Source organism: Kitasatospora sp. NPDC057542 (assembly GCF_042801945.1).
In the GTDB taxonomy this organism is placed as follows: Bacteria; Actinomycetota; Actinomycetes; order Streptomycetales; family Streptomycetaceae; genus Kitasatospora.
Genome location: NZ_JBHVFE010000165.1, coordinates 1 through 17,567, shown reverse-complemented (window position 1 = coordinate 17,567; position 17,567 = coordinate 1). Strand labels below are relative to the sequence as shown.

Sequence of the window (17,567 nt, the reverse complement as noted above, 5' to 3'; positions counted from 1 at the left end):
GCCGCTGATCCGCCGGCCGTTCCCCACCCACCGGGTGGCACCAGGGCCGCCGCCTGACGAAGCCGGGCACGGGTCCTGGGGGAGGAAGCCCGCGTGCTGTGCGAGCGCGAGCCGCTCGCGGCGCCGGGAGCTCATCCCGATGCTCAGGAGAGCCGCCGTGTCCACGCCCCTGAAGACGGATCCGGAAACAGGCCACCGACCCGGCTACGTGACCACCGTGCCGTCGGGTGTCCCGCCGGGCCTGCCCGCTCGGCCCTCCGAGGCCGAGCTTCGCCGTATGGGAAAGTTCGAGGCGCGCGAGCTCAGCGACGCGCTGTTCGAGCGCCTGGCCGGGCTCGCCCGGGAGACCCACGCCTACAGCTACGTGCGCGGCACGATCATCGAGCTCAACATGCCCCTGGTCCGGTTCATCGCGGCCCGATTCCGGCACCGCTCGGAGGACATGGAGGACATCCTGCAGGTCGGCACGATCGGCCTGATCAAGGCCGTCGACGGATTCGACCCGGGCCGTGGTGTCGAGTTCGTCACCTTCGCCATCCCCACCATCGCCGGGGAGATCAAGCGGTTCTTCCGCGACACCTCCTGGCCGGTGCGGGTGCCGCGCGGCATGCAGGAGCTGTACCTGACGGTGGCCCGCGGCTCGGACCGGCTGGAGCAGGAGCTCGGCCGCCTCCCACGGCCGGAGGAGATCGCCGAGGACCTGCACCTGAGCGTCGAGCAGGCCACCGAAGGGCTGGTCGCGGGCCGGGTCCACCACCCCAGCTCGCTGGACGCGCTGCGGGACCAGGACGCCGACGAGAGTGGCAGCGCGCTGGTGGACCGGCTCGGTGGCTGCGACCCAGGCATCGAACTCGCGGACTTCCGCACCGCCGTCCGGCCGCTGCTGGCCGGGTTGCCCGAGCGGGAACAGCTGGTGCTCAAGCTCCGCTTCTGGGACGGAATGACCCAGTCCGAGATCGCCGAGCGCATCGGCGTCTCGCAGATGCACGTCTCCCGCCTGCTCAGCACCACCCTGACCCGCCTGCGTGAGCAGCTGGAGGACCGCGACGCCCCCGGCTGGACGGACGAGGAACCCCGGGAACCGCACTGAGATTCCTCTTCACCGGTGTTTCCGGCCCCCCGCAGCGGATAGCCGCCCTGCGGGGGGCCCCGGACGAAGGAGGAGCACCGTGTCCCCGAAGGTTTCCGACCACATCCTGGAACGACTGCGCGCCTGGGACGTCGAGTACGTCTTCGGCTATCCCGGCGACGGCATCAACGGACTGCTCGCGGCCTGGGGCCGGGCCGACAACGACCCCGTCTTCGTCCAGGCCCGGCACGAGGAGATGGCCGCGTTCGAGGCCGTCGGCTACGCCAAGTTCTCCGGGCACACCGGCGTGTGCGCGGCGACGTCCGGACCGGGCGCGATCCACCTGCTCAACGGGCTGTACGACGCCAAGCTGGACCACGTGCCGGTGGTCGCGATCGTCGGGCAGACCGACCGCAGTGCGATGGGCGGCTCCTACCAGCAGGAGGTCGACCTGCTGAGCCTGTTCAAGGACGTGGCCGCCGAGTACTGCCAGATGGTGACCGTCCCCGAGCAGCTGCCCAACGTGCTGGACCGGGCGATGCGCACCGCGGCCGCCCGGCGCACGGTCACCGCCGTCATCGTGCCCGCAGACGTCCAGGAACTGGACTACAGCCCGCCGGAGCACGCCTTCAAGATGGTGCCCTCCAGCCTGGGCGCTCCACAGTGGACGATCATCCCGGAGGACGGTGAGCTGCGTCGGGCGGCCGAGGTGCTCAACGCCGGCCGCAAGGTCGCGATGCTGGTCGGGCAAGGGGCCCGGAACGCCCGCCGGCAGGTCCAGGAGACCGCCGAACTGCTCGGCGCGGGCGTCGCCAAGGCGCTGCTCGGCAAGGACGCGCTGCCCGACGTGCTGCCGTACGTCACCGGGTCGATCGGCCTGCTCGGCACCCGCCCCTCCTACGAGCTGATGCGCGACTGCGACACCCTGCTGACCGTCGGCTCCTCCTTCCCGTACACACAGTTCCTGCCCGAGTTCGGGCAGGCCAGGGGCGTGCAGATCGACCTCGACCCGTTCATGGTCGGGCTGCGCTACCCGTACGAGGTCAACCTGGTCGGCGACGCCGCCCGCACGCTGGACGCGCTGCTGCCGCTGCTGGTCCGCAAGGAGGACCGCGACTGGCAGCGCACCGTCTGCGACAACACCGAGCGCTGGTGGGAGGTGATGGAGCGGCGGGCCGAGGTCGAGGCCGACCCGATCAACCCCGAGTACGCGATCCATGCCCTCGACCACCTGCTGCCCGACGACGCCATGGTCACCGCCGACTCCGGCTCCGCCGCCACCTGGTACGCCCGCCACCTGCGCTTCCGCGGCCGGATGCGCGGCACACTGTCCGGCACCCTGGCCACCATGGGCCCGGGCGTGCCCTATGCGATCGGTGCCAAGTTCGCCCATCCGGACCGGCCCGCGATCGCGATCGTCGGCGACGGCGCGATGCAGATGAACGGCCTCGCCGAACTCATCACCGTCGCCAAGTACTGGCAGCAGTGGGACGACCCGCGCCTGGTGGTGGCGGTGCTCAACAACCGAGACCTCAACCAGGTCACCTGGGAGATGCGGGCCATGCAGGGCGCCCCGAGCTTCCTGCCCTCCCAGGAGCTCCCCGACGTCGACTACGCGGCCTTCGCCCGCACCCTCGGCCTGGCCGCCGTGCGGGCCATCGCGCCCGACGACGTACCCGGCGGCTGGCAGCACGCCCTCGACGCCGACCGCCCGTTCCTCCTGGAGCTGCGCACCGACCCGGCCGTCCCGCCGATCCCACCGCACGCGAGCTGGGACCAGATCGAGGCCGCCGCCGCGTCCGTGCTGCGCGCGGACGACGACCGCGCGGCGATGGTCCGCCAGGGCTTCAGGGCCAAGCTCCAGGAGCTCCTGCCCTTCGGAGGCCGTCATGGGCGCCATTGAGCTCGCACTGCGCAACGTGCGCACCGGGCGGTTCCAGCGCTAGCTCGCCCTGGCCACCTCCGCCGGCTCGGTGGTCACCGCCGCCGAGATCTACCTGGAGCACGACCGGGCCGGCCGGCTGGTCCTCGCCGAGGCCGCCAGCGGCCCGCACACCTCCGGGCCCCCTCCGACCGGCCCCGCGTGTGCCCGCGGCGCCTCGCGGACCCGAGCCGCCGCTCTCTGGTGACCGGCCCTCAGGTGCTGAGCAACCGGTCGAAGAAGACGCGGTACTGCTGCAGCGTGACCCGCAGCTCCTCGGTGTCGGCCTTGCCGTCACGGTTCCACTGGTTCTCCAGAGTGCGCTTCCGGCCCGCGAAGTTCTCGGCCAGGCGCCGCATCAGATCGGCGACCAGTTCGTCGGCACTGCTGACGGCCTCGCGGGGATCGTCGACGAAGCGCGTCTGCACCTGCCGCCAGCGGTCGCGCAGTTCGTCCGCGTCGTCCGGCGGCAGAAGCGACTCCTCGCCCTCCCCCTCGGCTTTCCGCCGACCCTCGCCGTCGGGGATGTCGCCCTCCGCCGCCCCGCCGGTCGGATGTCCTGCGGTCTCGTCCGGGGGTGACTCGGTCGTGGTGGCCTCGCCGGGGTAGACGGGCCGCTCCGGTGTGTCCGCCTCCTTGATCGAGCTCGCGCCCGCTGCGATGTCCTCGGTGGACGCCCGTTGGTCGTCGTGTCTCATGTGCCTCATCTCGGTCCCTCCGTTCGGTCTCGTTCCGTTCCTCCGTCGAGGAGTGCGTCGAACAGCGCGTGGTAGTGCACCATCGCGCCCCGCAGCTCCTCGGTTGTGGCATCGCCGCGGCCGGCCTGGGTGTTGACGGCGTGTGCGACGCGGTAGTGCTCCAGGGTGCGGCTGTGCTCGACCGACAGGTCGCGCAGCCGCTGGTCGTAGTCCTCCGTCGGGTACCCGCGGTCCCGCATGACCGTCGTGACCAGGCGGTCGGCGTTCTGGACCGCCTGACCGGGCCGGTCGACGAACTCCTGCTGCACCTGGGTCCAGTCGCTTGCGTAGCGCTGCCTCGCCTCGGCCGGCAGCGGCTTGATGTCCAGTTCCCGGTGGCGTAGCTCGCGGTCCCGTAGCTCGCGTTCTGCTGCCAGCCGGCTGTCCGACTGGCTTATCGTCCGTTCGTACTCGGGGCCGAAGCGTTCCCGCAGCCGGTGGCGGCGGTTGACGAACCACAGTGCCGCGGCGACGAGGATCAGCACGACGGCGGCCGGCACGATGATGGCGATGAGATCTCCTGTCGACATCCGGCCCTCCTTGCTTCTTCGTTACCGAGCCGCTGCCCTGGACAGGGGGTTCAAAACGTTGCTTTCGGAAGGAATCGGGCATGTGGGCCGGACATGTGATCGGAGGTCGACGAGCACCCGGGATGCGACGATCCTGATCGCCGTGTCGGTCCAGCGCATCTGACGCAGGGGCGGTTCGACGTCGTCGGAGGGGCGATCCTGGTGTCCGGCGCTGTTGTCCGTCGGTGGGTGTCAGCGCAGGAGCGCGGCGAGGAGCTCGGCGACGGTGGGGCCGGCGTCGGCGGGGTGGCGCAGTTGTTCACTGGCGATGACGCTGTAGTGGTTGGCGCGGCCGCGGCGTTCGTGGCTGAGGTACCCGGCCTGTTCGCGGTCGGTGATGATGCGCTGGACGGCGCGTTCGGTGAGCAGGCAGCGGGTGGCGATGTCGCGTACGCGGATGCCGGGATCGCGGGCGATCTGGACCAGGACGCGGGCGTGGTTGGTCAGGAAGGTCCACTGCCGCTCGGTGGCCGTACCGGTGTCCATGTCTCCACGATAAGACCTTCGTTTCACGGCTGCCTAAGCGCGACAGCGAATTCGCGCAATGGTTGACATGTCGGGCAAACGGGCGAACAGTGGAGGTACCGCAGTCGCATCGTTGTCGCGGCCGATCCGTGCGGTGGTCCCCCGTCTGGAGATGGTGCGTGTGGACCCGATGAGCATTGCTCTGCCCTGTCTGAAGTCGGAGACCGTCCGGGTGGGCCACGCGCTGGTGTGTTCCTTCACCGGGGACATGATCCTGGACAGCGAACCGGTTGCCGCCCAGGCGCTGGGCGCCGCACTCGACCAGCGTCCGGCCCTGCTCGCGGTCGACCTGGCCGGCGTGGAGCTGTTCACCGCGACCGGCCTCAACATGCTCCTGGCCGCCCGGCTGCGGGCTGTGGCGGAGGACGTCACACTCGTGCTGATCGCCCCCTCGCAGCGGACCCTGAGGGTCCTGGAGCTCACCGACACCGCGGCACTGTTCGCCGTTCACGCCACCGTCTACGACGCTCTGCGGCTCCACCCGCTGCGCCCGCCGCCCGTCTGAGCGCATGGCCCCGGCGCCATCGGGTAGCCGTCCAGCACCTGGGCGGGGGTGAACTCCTCGCAGGACAGGAAGTAGCCGAACGCGGTCATGGCAGCCTCGGTCGGTCGGGTTCTCGGTCTCCTCCGCCGGAGCGGCCTACCGGTCCGGGCGTATCGGAACCTGGATGCCGTTTGCCGGGGCCCGGCGTCGGGTAGCCGGACGGGTCCCACCGCACCCACCCGACGAGGTCGCCTGAGCTCTTCGGGTGGGCAGAACTGTGCCGAGGGCCCCGTGTCCACCAGCTCCTTCCGTCGTGGCCAGGAGCCCGGGCGGGGAGGAGAACCGGCGGCACAGGGCGGGGAAACGGACAGGAGGCGAGTCCATGAGCAGCCTCAACCGCCGCTATGCGGTGACGCTGCCCGGGCCGGTGGGTAGCCACGGCCCGCCCACCGTCGTCGTGGTCCACGTCACCGAGGAGACCGGGCCGGACGGCAGCCCCGTGTGGGAGAGCACGGACGGTGATCTGCGCGTGGAGATCAGGGGCGAAGTCGCCACGGTCCTCGACGCACCCGCCGACGGCCCGCAGCGCTCGTGCCTGCACGCCGTTGAACTGCCGTGAGACCGCCGTCCGCGAGGCCGCCCGCATGCACCGGGCGGCCTCGGCCATGATCGCCCGGACCGTGCCGACGGGCAGTCGGATGCGCTGCCTCTCGGGTTACCCGTGTGGCCGCAGCGGCGTGGTCACGGGGTGCCTCCCTTGCGCTCGTCCTCATCGACGATCTCGGCGTCCACGACTTCCTGGTCGTCGGCCTGTGGGCCGCCTGCGCCGCCGCTCGGCGCACCGGGGGTGGCCTGGGCGTAGACGGCCTGGCCGAGCTTCTGGCTGACCTGGGCGAGCTTCTCGCTCGCCGTGCGGATCGCGGCGGCGTCCTGGCCCTTGAGCTCGTCCTTGAGTTCCACAAGGGCTGCTTCGACCTCGCTCCTCACATCGGCCGGGATCCTGTCCTGGTTGTCCTGGAGGAACTTCTCGGTCGTGTAGACGAGTTGCTCGCTCTGGTTGCGGGTCTCCGCGGTCTCGCGCCGACGGCGGTCCTCCTCGGCGTGCTGTTCGGCCTCGCGCATCATCCGGTCGATCTCCTCCCTGGGCAGGGAGGAGCCGCCGGTGACGGTCATCTTCTGTTCCCGGCCGGTACCGAGGTCCTTCGCGCCGACGTGCATGATGCCGTTGGCATCGATGTCGAAGGTGACCTCGATCTGCGGCAGGCCGCGCGGCGCCGGCGGCAGGCCGGTCAGCTCGAACATGCCGAGCTTCTTGTTGTACGCGGCGATCTCCCGCTCGCCCTGGTAGACCTGCACGGTCACCGAGGGCTGATTGTCGTCGGCGGTCGTGAAGACCTCCGAGCGCCTGGTCGGGATCGTGGTGTTGCGCTCGATCAGCCTGGTCATGATGCCGCCCTTGGTCTCGATGCCCAGGGACAGCGGGGTGACGTCCAGCAGCAGGACGTCCTTGACCTCGCCCTTCAGCACGCCCGCCTGCAGCGCGGCGCCGATGGCCACCACCTCGTCCGGGTTGACGCCCTTGTGCGGGTCCTTGCCGGTGAGCTTCCTCACCAGGTCGGTGACGGCCGGCATCCGGGTGGAGCCGCCGACCATGATCACGTGGTCGATGTCGGCGAGCTTGATCCTCGCGTCCTTCACGGCTTGGTGGAACGGCCCCTCGCAGCGGTCCAGCAGGTCGGCGGTGAGCTGCTGGAACTGGGCGCGGGTGAGCCTCTCGTCCAGGTGCAGTGGGCCGTCGGCCGAGGCGGTGATGTACGGCAGGTTGATCGTCGTCTCGCTGGCGGCGGACAGTTCGATCTTCGCTTTCTCGGCGGCCTCGCGCAGGCGCTGGACCGCCATCCTGTCCTTGGACAGGTCGATGCCGTAGCCGTTCCTGAACTGCTTGACCAGGTGGTCGACGACGCGCTGGTCCCAGTCGTCGCCGCCGAGGTGGGTGTCACCGTTGGTGGCCTTCACCTCGACCACGCCCTCGCCGATCTCCAGCAGGGAGACGTCGAAGGTGCCGCCGCCGAGGTCGAAGACCAGCACCGTTTGCTCGTTCTCCTTGTCCAGCCCGTAGGCGAGGGCGGCGGAGGTCGGCTCGTTGATGATCCGCAGCACGTTCAGGCCCGCGATCTCGCCGGCCTCCTTGGTCGCGGTGCGCTGGGAGTCGTTGAAGTACGCGGGCACCGTGATCACGGCGTCGGTCACGCCCTCGCCGAGATAGGCCTCGGCGTCCCGCTTGAGTTTCTGCAGCACCCGGGCCGAGATCTCCTGAGCGGTGTAGCGCTTGCCGTCCACCTCGCTCTTCTCCGGGAAGCGCCAGTCGCCCTCGCCCATGTGCCGCTTCACCGAGCGGGCCGTGCGATCCACGTTGGTCACCGCCTGCCGCTTGGCGACCTCGCCGACCAGCACTTCGCCCCCCTTGCCGAACGCCACCACTGACGGAGTGGTCCGCGCACCCTCGGTGTTCGCGATGACGGCCGGCTCGCCGCCCTCCAGCACGCAGACCACCGAGTTCGTCGTCCCCAGATCGATACCAACCGCGCGTGTCATCGCCAGGCCTCCTTTCCTGCTCTGTGCGCCTTACCTCAGGAGGAGGAGCAAAACGTGAGCTCCGGGCCTGTCGACGGTCAGGTTCGCCATCGCCCGCGAGGTCGGTGATCGGCTGACGCGGCGTGCCGTGCAGCCCCGATGACGCCGGGATCAGCCCCCGGCGAGAACCGCGACCAGCGCTCCTTTCAAGCCGGGGGATCGCCGGGTAGGGATCCCTGACAGCCGGGCCGAACTCAAGGAGGACCCGCATGTTCACCACCCGTCCGACTCTGCAGGGCACTTTCGGTATGGCGGCTTCGTCCCACTGGCTGGCCACCGCGGCGGCGATGGCGGTTCTGGAGGACGGCGGGAACGCCTTCGACGCCGCCGCGGCCGCGGGGTTCACGCTCCAGGTGGTCGAACCGCACATGAACGGGCCGGCCGGTGAGGTGCCGATCATCCTCGCCCCGGCGGGGGGACGTCCGCAGGTGCTCTGCGGCCAGGGCGGAGCACCCGCCGGAGCCACCATCGGGCACTACACCGCGCTCGGCCTGGACGAGGTGCCCGGCACCGGGCCGTTGGCCGCCGCCGTCCCCGGCGCGTTCGACGCCTGGCTGCTGCTGCTCCGCGACCACGGCACCAAACGCCTGTCCGAGGTGCTCCGGTACGCCATCGGCTATGCGGCGCACGGACATCCGGCGCTGCCGGCCATCGGGGCGGCGGTCGTGGCGGTGCGCGAGCAGTTCGAGCGGCACTGGCCGAGCTCGGCGGCGCTCTACCTGCCGGACGGCCGCCCGCCCACCGCGGGTGCGCTGCTGCGCAATGCAGGTCTCGCCGCCACGTGGAGGCGGCTGCTGGCGGAGGCGGAGTCCGCCGGGGCAGGGCGGGAGCAGCAGATCGACGCGGCGCGGCGGGTCTGGCGACAGGGGTTCGTCGCGGCCGCGCTGGCCGAGTTCGCCGCGCGGCCGGCGATGGACACCTCGGGCGTGCCGCACGCCGGGGTGCTCACGGCCGACGATCTCGCGGCCTTCGAGGCGACGTACGAGGAGCCGGTCAGCTACGAGTGGGGCGGCTGGACGGTCTGCAAGCCGGGGCTGTGGAGCCAGGGGCCGGTCTTCCTCCAGCAGCTCGCCCTGCTTCCGGACCAGTTCGGACAGGACGGCCCGGAGTACGGCGGACCGGAGTACCTCCACGCGCTGATCGAGGGCGGCAAGCTGGCGATGGCGGACCGGGAGGCCTGGTACGGCGACAACACCGAACACGCCGAGGTCGCCATGGCGGACCTGCTCGATCCCGCCTACAGTGCCGAACGCCGCTCGCTGATCGGAGAGTTCGCCTCAGCCGAGCTGCGCCCCGGCCGACCCGGCGGCCGGCCGCCGCGGCTCGGTCGGCGCGCGGTTGCCGCACCGCGGACCGGAGACTGGGCGATGGCGCTCGGCGGTGGCGAGCCGAGCGTCACCGGCCCGAGCGTCACCGACCCGGGTGCCCCGGGTGACCAGGTCGGGCCGACCATCGCCGCCGACGGGGCTACCAACGGCGACACCTGCCACGTCGATGTGGTCGACCGCTGGGGCAACATGGTCTCCGCCACGCCCAGTGGCGGCTGGTTGCAGTCCAGCCCCGTCGTCCCGGAGCTGGGCTTCCCGCTCGGGACGCGTCTCCAGATGGCCCAGCTCGAACCGGGGCTGCCCAACTCCCTCACCCCCGGCCGCCGTCCGCGCACGACCCTGTCCCCCTCGCTGGCGCTGCGGGACGGCGAGCCGGTGCTGGCGTTCGGCACTCCGGGCGGCGACGCCCAGGACCAGTGGACCCTGCACTTCTTCCTGGCCGTCGCCCTGCGCCCGGCTGTGCGCGGCGGCCTCGACCTGCAGGGCGCCGTCGACGCTCCGAACTGGCATCAGGAGGGTTTCCCGTCCTCGTTCCACCCGCACGCCATGGACCCGGCCCGGGTCGTCGTCGAATCGCGGATCGGGGATGCCGCCATCACCGAACTGCGCCGGCGCCGGCACCGTGTGCGGGTCGCCGGGCCGTGGAGCGAGGGCCGCGTCTGCGCGGTGGCCCGCGATCCGCGTACCGGGCTCCTGTCGGCTGCCGCGGACCCGCGGGGCATGCAGGGCTACGCGGCCGGACGGTGACCAGGCACCGCCGGTTCTACTGCGGCGGGCGGGGGAGTGACGACGAAGCCGCGCTGCGGTTGCGGCGGTGGCGGGCCGGGCAGGCTCGGGTGGCGTTTGGGCGCAGGCCTTGAGGCGGGGGCCCACCGGGTTCAGCGGTCGGTACATCCGCACTCGCCATGGGCCGATGCATGGGACTAGCTTGATCACTTATGACGACCCTTCGTATCGGTGTGATGTATGACCGCTCCTGGGACCCGGCCGGGCTGCCCGCGTTCGCACGGGAGGTCGAGGCGCTCGGGGTGGACGACCTGTGGGTTGTCGAGGACCTGGGGTGGAACGGCGGGATCTCGGCGGCGGCGGTCGCCCTTGGCGCGACGGAGCGGCTGCGGGTCGGTATCGGGATCGCGCCCGCGCCCTTGCGCAGCCCCGCACTGCTGGCGATGGAGGTGGCGACCCTGGCCAGGGTCTTCCCCGGCCGCCTTGTGGCCGGGATCGGCCACGGCGTGCGGGAGTGGATGCGGCAGGTCGGCGTTGCCCCGCGGTCTCCGCTGGCGCTGCTGGAGGAGACCCTGACCGCCGTGCGCGACTTGCTGGGTGGCGAGCGTGTCACCATGGCGGGTCGCGAACTGCGGATCGACGGGGTGGAGTTGGTCCACCCGCCGGCGAAGGACGCGATCCCGCCGGTGGTCGCGGGCGTCGTCTCGCCCAAGTCGCTGGAGCTGGCCGGCCGTGCTGCGCAAGGCACGCTGGTGGCCGAGGGCCACGGCCCGGATGACCTGCGTGCGGTTCGCGCGGCCGCGGAGCGGGGCGGCGCGGGTGCGGACTACACGATCACCGTGTTCACGTTCTTGGGCGTAGGCGACGCGGCGGCGCCGGCCTTGCGGGAGGCCGTCGCCGGGCACGCGCAGTGGCTGGGACGCGAGGAGCCGCAGACCTTCGCGGCCGGGGGCACGGCGGCTGAGGCCGCGGCAGCGCTCCGGGCACTCGGGGATGCGGGCACGCAGACGGTGGTGCTCCGGATCTGCGGCCCGGAGCCGCTCACGCAGCTGCGCGAAGTGCTGGCAGTGCTGACCGGCTGAGGAGCGCTGCGCGCCGTCGACCCGGCGGGGGAGGTCAGCGCCGGGTGGCGGCTCCCCCCACCCGCCGCTCCGGTCGTCCGGCCGTTCCGCCCGCCGTTACGGTGGCCGGGAGGGCGTCCGCCGCCCGCCGGGTCCGACAGGCGTCGAGGCCGAAGAGGGCTCGGCACGCCGCAGCGATGGTGGTCGGGGAGCCTACCCCCGTGAAGATTTCTGACGTGGGTCGCGCTCGGCGGGGGAGCTGGGCGGGAGGTGCCGTCCTGGGGTGGGCTCGGGGGTGTCTAACCGATCGCGATGACGGGGTGGTTGCCGGGGTCGATCCACTGCATCGTCCGGGCCATGAAGGCGGCGGGGACGGCGACGCAGCCGGCGGTGGCGCCGGCTTGGGGGCCGAGGTCGTGGAGGAAGATGCCGGCGCCGCGGCCCTTCACCACGGGGGAGGTGTTGAAGTCGATCACCAGGACGTTGTCGTACTGGACGGGGTAGTTGATGAGGTGTTCGCTGCCGAGGGGGCCCTGTTCGGTGAGGTGGAAGCCGCCCTCGGTGTCGGTGCGCATGCGGTTGTAGTAGGCGGAGGAGGGGTCCTGGACCCACCAGTCGTGCGTGGTGACGTGGTGGTAGGGCATCCTCGTGCCCGGGTCAGGGGAGATGCCGAAGGCCCGGGTGATGGTGTACGTGCCGGTCGGTGTGGTCCCGGTCCCCTGGATGCGGGTGGGGCCGTCGTGCACGCCGCCGGACCCGATGCGCGCCTCGGTGGTGGAGTCGAGGGACCGCCAGACGCCGTCCTGGCGAACCCACAGGGTCACGGTGGCGCGGGTGCCGTCCGCCTTGACCGTGATCACCTGGTCGGCCTGGCCGGCTGTCACCGGTACGGGGAACGGGCCGTCGTCGGCCCATGCCCTCGGGGCGGGGCCTGCACCGGTCAGTGTGACGGCGACACCGAGCGCGAGGGCCGCGCTCACGCAACGCGGTGCCGAGCCACGGCGGTCGGCGGGGAGTGTCCGGGAGGCGGCCATGGAGGGGCCCTTCTGGTGTGGACGACACGGGCGAAGCGGTGGGGACGGCCCCGCGGTGGGCGGAGGCGGAGTTCCACCGCGTGCCATCGGGTGGTGCCTTGGCCGGCCGTCCCCACCCGGGGTGGTACCGGCCACGCCAGGGCCATGATCGGCTCGCCGGGGCAGCCGCGCCAGCACCGACACCGCCGGGCTGTGGACGCGGCGGAGGGATGGACGGCGCCGCACGCCGACGGGCCGGGAGTGTCCGCAATGCCGAGACGAAAGGCGGACCGGATCGGCCCCCGCCCCGGAGGCTGCCCGGGCGGCGGCGCGTCGGGCCCGGGTGGCCGGGGCTCCACGGGCGGGACACAATCGTCGGTGCGGCGCGTGACCCGCCACGCCGCCGGTGGGACGGGGTACTCGACCGGGAGGCGACAGTGGCCGGTGTGACCAGCACCGATCTTCTCGTGGACGCGTTCGACCGGATCCGTGACACGGTCGCCGACGTCGTCGACGGCCTGACTCCGGAGCAGTTGGCGTTCCGGGTGCAGGACTCGGCCAACTCGATCGCCTGGCTGGTCTGGCACCTCACCCGGGTGCAGGACGACCACCTCGCCGACGCGGCCGACCGCGAACAGGTGTGGACCGCCGACGGCTGGGCGGGCCGGTTCGCCCTGCCGTTCGCCGCGCCGTCCACCGGCTACGGGCACCGAGCCGCGCAGGTCGCCAAGGTCACCGCCACCGCCGACCTTCTCGTGGGCTACCACGAGGCCGTCCACGCACGGACCGTCGACTACGTGCGCGGCCTCGACAACCGGTCCCTCGCCCGGATCGTCGACGAGTCGTGGCAGCCCCCGGTCACCCTGGGGGTGCGTCTGATCAGTGTGATCGCCGACGACCTCCAGCACGTCGGCCAGGCGGCTTACGTTCGAGGCCTGCTGGCCCGGCGCTGACGGCCCGCGGCCCAAGGCGAGGCGGGGTGCGTGGGACGCCGGCTGCCGCTTCGACTTCGAGAACCCCGAACACCGGCGGGCTATGGATGCTCATCGGAAGTGAAACTCGACGGGGTGGTGGTGCCGGCACTTGAGGTGCTCCATTGAGACCCTGTCGTTTTTAGTGGGCATGAAAAGCCGGTCATCGTACTACTCCGAATATGGGAGCATGGCAATTCAGGTCGCTTGGGAAGGCCTTGAACACTCGCAGGAGTGAACCGGTGGAGGCGTTTTGGCTCAGATGGACATGATTCGACTACGGTAGCTCGGAGACCGGGCGGAGCGCCGGTGTCCGGGAATCCGGTTCGATAAGTGAATATCGGATTCCGAGGTGGAATGCTTTTGTCCGCCCGGCTGTGCGCCGCTCCGGTGTTCGCAGTGACCGGGGTCCCCGTCATGCGTCTGCGTAGAGAGGATGGAGCATGGTGCCGCCCGTAGTCCCGCCGTTCCTGGTCGGTCTCATCGTCGCCCCACTGGCCAAGCGTCTGCTCAAGCCGCTGGTGCGTGGCGTCGTCAAGACGTCCGTCGGCATCGCGATGGAGGTGAAGAAGGCGGCCCACGAGGCCGGGGAGAACATCCACGACCTCGCGGCCGAGGTCGCTGCCGACGTGGTGACGGCTCAGATCGCCGCCGGTGACACCGGAACCCGTTCGGCTGACGGTCAGCGTGCTGCCGAGAACAGCACCGAGAGCGAGGCCGTCGACCGGACCGAGGGGGGCGCGAGGGCCCCGAGGATCCGCGCGACCGCAGGTGCCGGAAGGGCGTACTGACGGCCGGTTCGGGTTCCGGCCGCCGCCTGGCGCACATTCGATTTCGAAGGAGCATGCCCGGGCGGCGGCCGACCGCAGCCCTGTCGGCCGTCGCAGTTCGCCGTCCAGAATTCCCGCTCCGTCGCCGTAATCCGCCCTGCCCATGACGGTTTTCGCGACCTCCGCAAACAGGTGATCGTACACATGTCATCGCTACCGGGTGTCGCATCCGGATTCCACTCCGTGGATTTGGACGTAAGCCCGCGTTCGGTCATTCCGGGCCGCCGGCGCTGTGAGGTCAAGCCGGTGCTCGTCCGGCACGATACGGGGGTGCGTGCCGCGGAGGTCGGCCGCATCGTCGGCAGGGCCACCGCCCTGGTCGTGAAGGGCCCGACCGGAGCGGGACGCCCGGCACCGGCCCGGCCCGCCGCACCGGCACCGCAGATCGCCTTGATCGCGTTCCTGCCCGGGCCGGTCATCGCCTGGCGGTCGCTCCACTACCAGGACAAGGCCGCGGCCGACCACGCCGTCTCCGGCGAGCAGCGGGCCAGGCTGCACAGCCGGCTGGTGAACAGCCTGGAGGCCGGCGCCACCGTCGAGAGCTTCCGCACCGAGGACTACGAGGACGAGCGCATCGACGAGTTGAGCGAGACGGTCCGGGAGAGCAGCCGACAGAACGTCCGGGTCTGCACCACCGCCTCGATGGCCGGCACCCTGCTGATCGGCGGCGGCGCCGTGCGCAACGGCACCCTGCGCTTCGAGGTGCTCAGTCCGCTGATCGGGCTGCCCCGGATAGTGATGCTGCGGATGAACCGGCTCGGCGGCATCGTCGACCAGTGCCGGCGCACGCTCGCCGCCTGACCCACGGCAGCCGCGCCCGCTCGCCGACCGTGTGACGCCACCGCGGTCGGCGCGGCCCGGCGTGCCCTGCGCACACGCCCGCCCACACTTCTGGAGGTACCCCCATGTCCCGTCGCGACGGCGACGCCCTTCCCCTGACGGCGGCCCAGCGTGAGATCTGGCTGGCCGAACAGCGGGCTCGCACCGCGATTCCGGCCTACCGGATCGGCGAATTCCTGGAGATCCACGGGCCGGTCGACCCGGAGCTGTTCGAGACGGCGCTGCGCGGGGTGGTCGACGAGGTCGACGCCCTGCACGTGGGCTTCGCCGAGGACGGCGAGGGCCCGCACCAGGTCCTCCGCGAGCGGGTGGAGTGGCGGCCTCACCGCATCGACGTCAGCGGTGAGGCCTCGCCGTTCGCGGCCGCGCGGGAGTGGATGGACGGGGACCGGCTCCGGCCCCTGGACCTCGCCCACGACCCGCTGTTCAGCTACGCGCTGATCACGCTGGCACCGGACCGGTCCTTCTTCTACCAGAGCTACCACCACCTGGTGATGGACGGGTTCGGGTACGCCCTCGTAGGGCGGCGCGTGGCGCAGGCGTACACGGCACTGGCCGAGGGGAGGCCGGTGCCGCCGTCCCTGTTCGGTTCGTTGGAAGAGCTGGTCGCCGGCGACGTGGCGTACCGCGACTCGGAACAGTATCTTGCCGACCGTGACTACTGGGTCGGGCGGTTCGCCGACCGGCCGGCGCCGACCCGGCTGTCGGACCGTCCACGGGCCGGCCTGTCCACCCGGTTCCGGCGCACCGCGCCGGCCGGACCGTTCCGCGCCGAGGCGCTGCGTGGGGCGGCCGAGCGGGTGGGGGTCCGCTGGTCCCGCTTCGTGCTCGCGGCGACGGCGCTGTACGCGCACCGGCTGACCGGGGCCCGGGACGTGGTGCTCGGCCTGCCCGTCACCGGCCGGGCGGGCGACACCGTACTGGCGGCGACGCCCGGCGCGGTGTCGAACCTGGTGCCGCTGCGTCTGTCGGTCCGACCGGATCTGTCGTGGTCGGAACTGGTCGACCAGGCGGACCGGGAGGTCGCGGCCGCGCTGGCGCACCAGCGGTACCGCAGTGAGGACCTGCTCCGGGAACTCGGATGGTCCGGCACGATCGAGACGGCGTTCCCGTTGATCGTGAACATCATGTCCTTCGGTTCCGGGCCGAGTTTCGGCGGACGGCCCGCCACGGTCTCCGCCCCCCTGGGCACCTCCGCCGACGACCTGGCGATCTGGGCGGTGGGCGGGCGCGACGAGTACGGTCCGAGGATCGAGCTCGGGGCGTACGCGGAGGTGCACGCGGAGAACGAACTCACCGCTCACCAAAGGCGGTTGCTCGACCTGCTGGACACCCTTACGGACTGCGACCCGCAGGAGGCGGTCGGCCGTATCGGACTGATCGGGGCCGACGAACACGGCGAACTGCTGGCCCTCGGCACCGGCACGACGACGGAGGCCCCCGCGGCCCCGCTGCCCGAGCACTTCCGGGCCCGGGTGCGCGAGACACCGGACGCGGTCGCGGTGGTGTCCGGTGAGGAAACGCTGACGTACGCCGAGCTCGACGCCCGGGCCGATCGCCTGGCGCACGCCCTGATCGCCCGGGGCGCCGGGCCCGAGCGGTCGGTGGCGCTGGCCCTGTCGCGTTCGGCCGGGCTGGTGGTGGCGATTCTGGCCGTGCTGAAGACCGGGGCGGCCTACCTCCCGGTGGACCCGGAGCACCCGGCCGCCCGGATCGCGTACCTGCTCGACGACGCCCGGCCGGTGCTGCTGGTGACCGACTCCCGCACCGCGGGCCGGCTGCCGGAGAACGGCCCCGCCGAGCGGCTCGTGCTCGACGGCCCGGAGACGGCCGCCCTGCTCGCCGGGCTCCCGGCGGTGGAGCCCGCGGTGGCCGTCGACCCGCGGCACACCGCCCAGCTCGTCTACACGTCCGGCTCCACCGGACGGCCCAAGGGCGTGGCGTCGACGTACGGCGGCCTGGCGAACCTCTTCGCCCACCAGTGGCGGGAGCTGTTCCAGCCGCTGCTCGGGGACCGGGCACGGCTGGCCCTGACGACCTCGGCGGCGTTCGACGCCTCCTGGGACCAGCTGTTCGGCCTCTTCTCCGGACACGAACTGCACGTCCTGGACCTGGACACCTGGGCGGACCCGGCCTCCTTCGTCGACTACGCCGTGCGGCACCGGATCGACTTCGTCAACGCCACCCCGTCGTACCTGCAAGTCCTGCTCTCGCACGGTCTGTTGAGCAACCAGGAACACCGTCCGGCGGTGGTCGTGGCGGGCGGTGAGGCCGTCCCCGACCACCTGTGGGCGGAACTGCGGGAAGCCGACGATGTGGCCTGCTTCGACTTCTACGGGCCGTCCGAGTGCACCGTCGACGCGGTCGTCGCGCCGGTGGCGTCGAGCCCGCGCCCGGTGATCGGCCGTCCGGTCGCGGGAGCCCGGCTGTACGTGCTGGACACCGCGCTCCGGCCGGTGCCCGCAGGGGTGCCGGGGGAGCTGTACATCGCGGGCGCGGGCGTCGCTCGCGGCTACCTCGATCGTCCGGGTCTGACCGCCGGGCGGTTCGTCGCCGATCCGTACGGGCCGGCCGGTGCGCGGGCGTACCGCACCGGAGACCTGGTGCGGTGGGGCTCGGACGGGAACCTGGAGTTCCTCGGCCGGGCGGACGATCAGGTGAAGATCCGGGGCTTCCGGATCGAGCCCGGCGAGATCGAGGCCGCGCTCACCGCCCACCCCCGGATCGCCCAGGCCGCCGTGACGGCCCGGACCGACGACGGGGTCCGGCTGGTCGCCTACGTGGTGCCGGCCGCCGGGGAGTCGGCCGAGCCGGGTGAGCTCAGGTCCCATCTGCGCGACCGGCTGCCGGAGCACATGG

At 71.9% G+C, this 17,567-nt stretch carries 16 protein-coding genes; 11 read left to right on the top strand and 5 right to left on the bottom strand.

Features of this window, described 5'->3' with window-relative positions; all coding sequences use genetic code 11:
* Nucleotides 1–277: 277 nt before the first annotated feature.
* The 3 genes from ACFU7Y_RS21405 (at nucleotide 278) to ACFU7Y_RS21395 (ending at nucleotide 3,198) form a co-directional block, all read left to right on the top strand.
* A complete protein-coding gene (locus tag ACFU7Y_RS21405) occupies nucleotides 278–1,090 on the top strand; it encodes a SigB/SigF/SigG family RNA polymerase sigma factor (protein ID WP_263454742.1) in 813 nt (270 codons plus the stop codon).
* Between the two features lie 79 nt (nucleotides 1,091–1,169).
* On the top strand, nucleotides 1,170–2,972 hold the full coding sequence (locus ACFU7Y_RS21400) for a thiamine pyrophosphate-requiring protein (RefSeq protein WP_380769296.1): 1,803 nt from the start codon (nucleotides 1,170–1,172) through the stop codon (nucleotides 2,970–2,972).
* Nucleotides 2,973–3,042: 70 nt separating this feature from the next.
* Nucleotides 3,043–3,198: a hypothetical protein gene (locus ACFU7Y_RS21395; protein WP_224278038.1), complete on the top strand. Its 156-nt coding sequence runs from the start codon at nucleotides 3,043–3,045 to the stop codon at nucleotides 3,196–3,198.
* A 7-nt stretch (nucleotides 3,199–3,205) separates the two neighbouring features.
* Here the strand turns inward: ACFU7Y_RS21395 and ACFU7Y_RS21390 are convergent, their stop codons facing one another.
* The 3 genes from ACFU7Y_RS21390 to ACFU7Y_RS21380 form a co-directional block, all read right to left on the bottom strand.
* Nucleotides 3,206–3,697, bottom strand: a complete 492-nt coding sequence (locus tag ACFU7Y_RS21390; RefSeq protein ID WP_224278039.1) for a hypothetical protein — start codon at nucleotides 3,695–3,697, stop codon at nucleotides 3,206–3,208.
* Entirely contained in the window at nucleotides 3,694–4,257 is a 564-nt protein-coding gene (locus ACFU7Y_RS21385) for a hypothetical protein (RefSeq protein WP_224278040.1), read from the bottom strand. The genes ACFU7Y_RS21390 and ACFU7Y_RS21385 overlap by 4 nt, the downstream gene beginning before the upstream one ends.
* 231 nt (nucleotides 4,258–4,488) lie before the next feature.
* The gene (locus ACFU7Y_RS21380) at nucleotides 4,489–4,782 is read right to left on the bottom strand and encodes a helix-turn-helix domain-containing protein (RefSeq protein WP_224278041.1); all 294 of its coding nucleotides are present in this window, start codon (nucleotides 4,780–4,782) and stop codon (nucleotides 4,489–4,491) included.
* A 169-nt stretch (nucleotides 4,783–4,951) separates the two neighbouring features.
* On the opposite strand from ACFU7Y_RS21380, the gene ACFU7Y_RS21375 reads away from it, so the two are divergent.
* Nucleotides 4,952–5,326, top strand: a complete 375-nt coding sequence (locus ACFU7Y_RS21375; protein ID WP_380769293.1) for an STAS domain-containing protein — start codon at nucleotides 4,952–4,954, stop codon at nucleotides 5,324–5,326.
* Nucleotides 5,327–5,687: 361 nt separating this feature from the next.
* Entirely contained in the window at nucleotides 5,688–5,924 is a 237-nt protein-coding gene (locus ACFU7Y_RS21370; RefSeq protein ID WP_224278043.1) for a DUF6296 family protein, read from the top strand.
* A gap of 122 nt (nucleotides 5,925–6,046) precedes the next feature.
* Here ACFU7Y_RS21370 and dnaK read toward each other — a convergent pair whose 3' ends face one another.
* A complete protein-coding gene (gene dnaK / locus ACFU7Y_RS21365) occupies nucleotides 6,047–7,900 on the bottom strand; it encodes a molecular chaperone DnaK (protein WP_380769291.1) in 1,854 nt (617 codons plus the stop codon).
* Nucleotides 7,901–8,148: 248 nt separating this feature from the next.
* Here dnaK and ACFU7Y_RS21360 point away from each other — a divergent pair, with 248 nt between their 5' ends.
* On the top strand, nucleotides 8,149–10,014 hold the full coding sequence (locus tag ACFU7Y_RS21360) for a gamma-glutamyltransferase family protein (protein WP_380769289.1): 1,866 nt from the start codon (nucleotides 8,149–8,151) through the stop codon (nucleotides 10,012–10,014).
* Between the two features lie 191 nt (nucleotides 10,015–10,205).
* On the top strand, nucleotides 10,206–11,075 hold the full coding sequence (locus ACFU7Y_RS21355) for an LLM class flavin-dependent oxidoreductase (RefSeq protein ID WP_224278046.1): 870 nt from the start codon (nucleotides 10,206–10,208) through the stop codon (nucleotides 11,073–11,075).
* 278 nt (nucleotides 11,076–11,353) lie between these two features.
* On the opposite strand, the gene ACFU7Y_RS21350 is transcribed toward ACFU7Y_RS21355, so the two are convergent.
* Nucleotides 11,354–12,034 carry a L,D-transpeptidase family protein gene (locus ACFU7Y_RS21350; RefSeq protein WP_224278048.1) on the bottom strand — a complete coding sequence of 227 codons (681 nt, stop codon included), beginning with the start codon at nucleotides 12,032–12,034 and terminating at the stop codon, nucleotides 11,354–11,356.
* Between the two features lie 479 nt (nucleotides 12,035–12,513).
* Between ACFU7Y_RS21350 and ACFU7Y_RS21345 the strand changes: the two genes are divergently transcribed.
* The 4 genes from ACFU7Y_RS21345 to ACFU7Y_RS21330 all read left to right on the top strand — a co-directional run.
* Complete coding sequence (locus tag ACFU7Y_RS21345) at nucleotides 12,514–13,020, top strand: DUF664 domain-containing protein (protein WP_380769287.1); 507 nt, start codon at nucleotides 12,514–12,516, stop codon at nucleotides 13,018–13,020.
* Between the two features lie 461 nt (nucleotides 13,021–13,481).
* Entirely contained in the window at nucleotides 13,482–13,829 is a 348-nt protein-coding gene (locus tag ACFU7Y_RS21340; RefSeq protein ID WP_224278052.1) for a DUF5132 domain-containing protein, read from the top strand.
* Between the two features lie 309 nt (nucleotides 13,830–14,138).
* Nucleotides 14,139–14,669, top strand: a complete 531-nt coding sequence (locus ACFU7Y_RS21335) for a hypothetical protein (RefSeq protein ID WP_224278054.1) — start codon at nucleotides 14,139–14,141, stop codon at nucleotides 14,667–14,669.
* Between the two features lie 104 nt (nucleotides 14,670–14,773).
* The coding region (locus ACFU7Y_RS21330; protein ID WP_380769285.1) for an amino acid adenylation domain-containing protein at nucleotides 14,774–17,567 on the top strand (2,794 nt) is incomplete at its 3' end.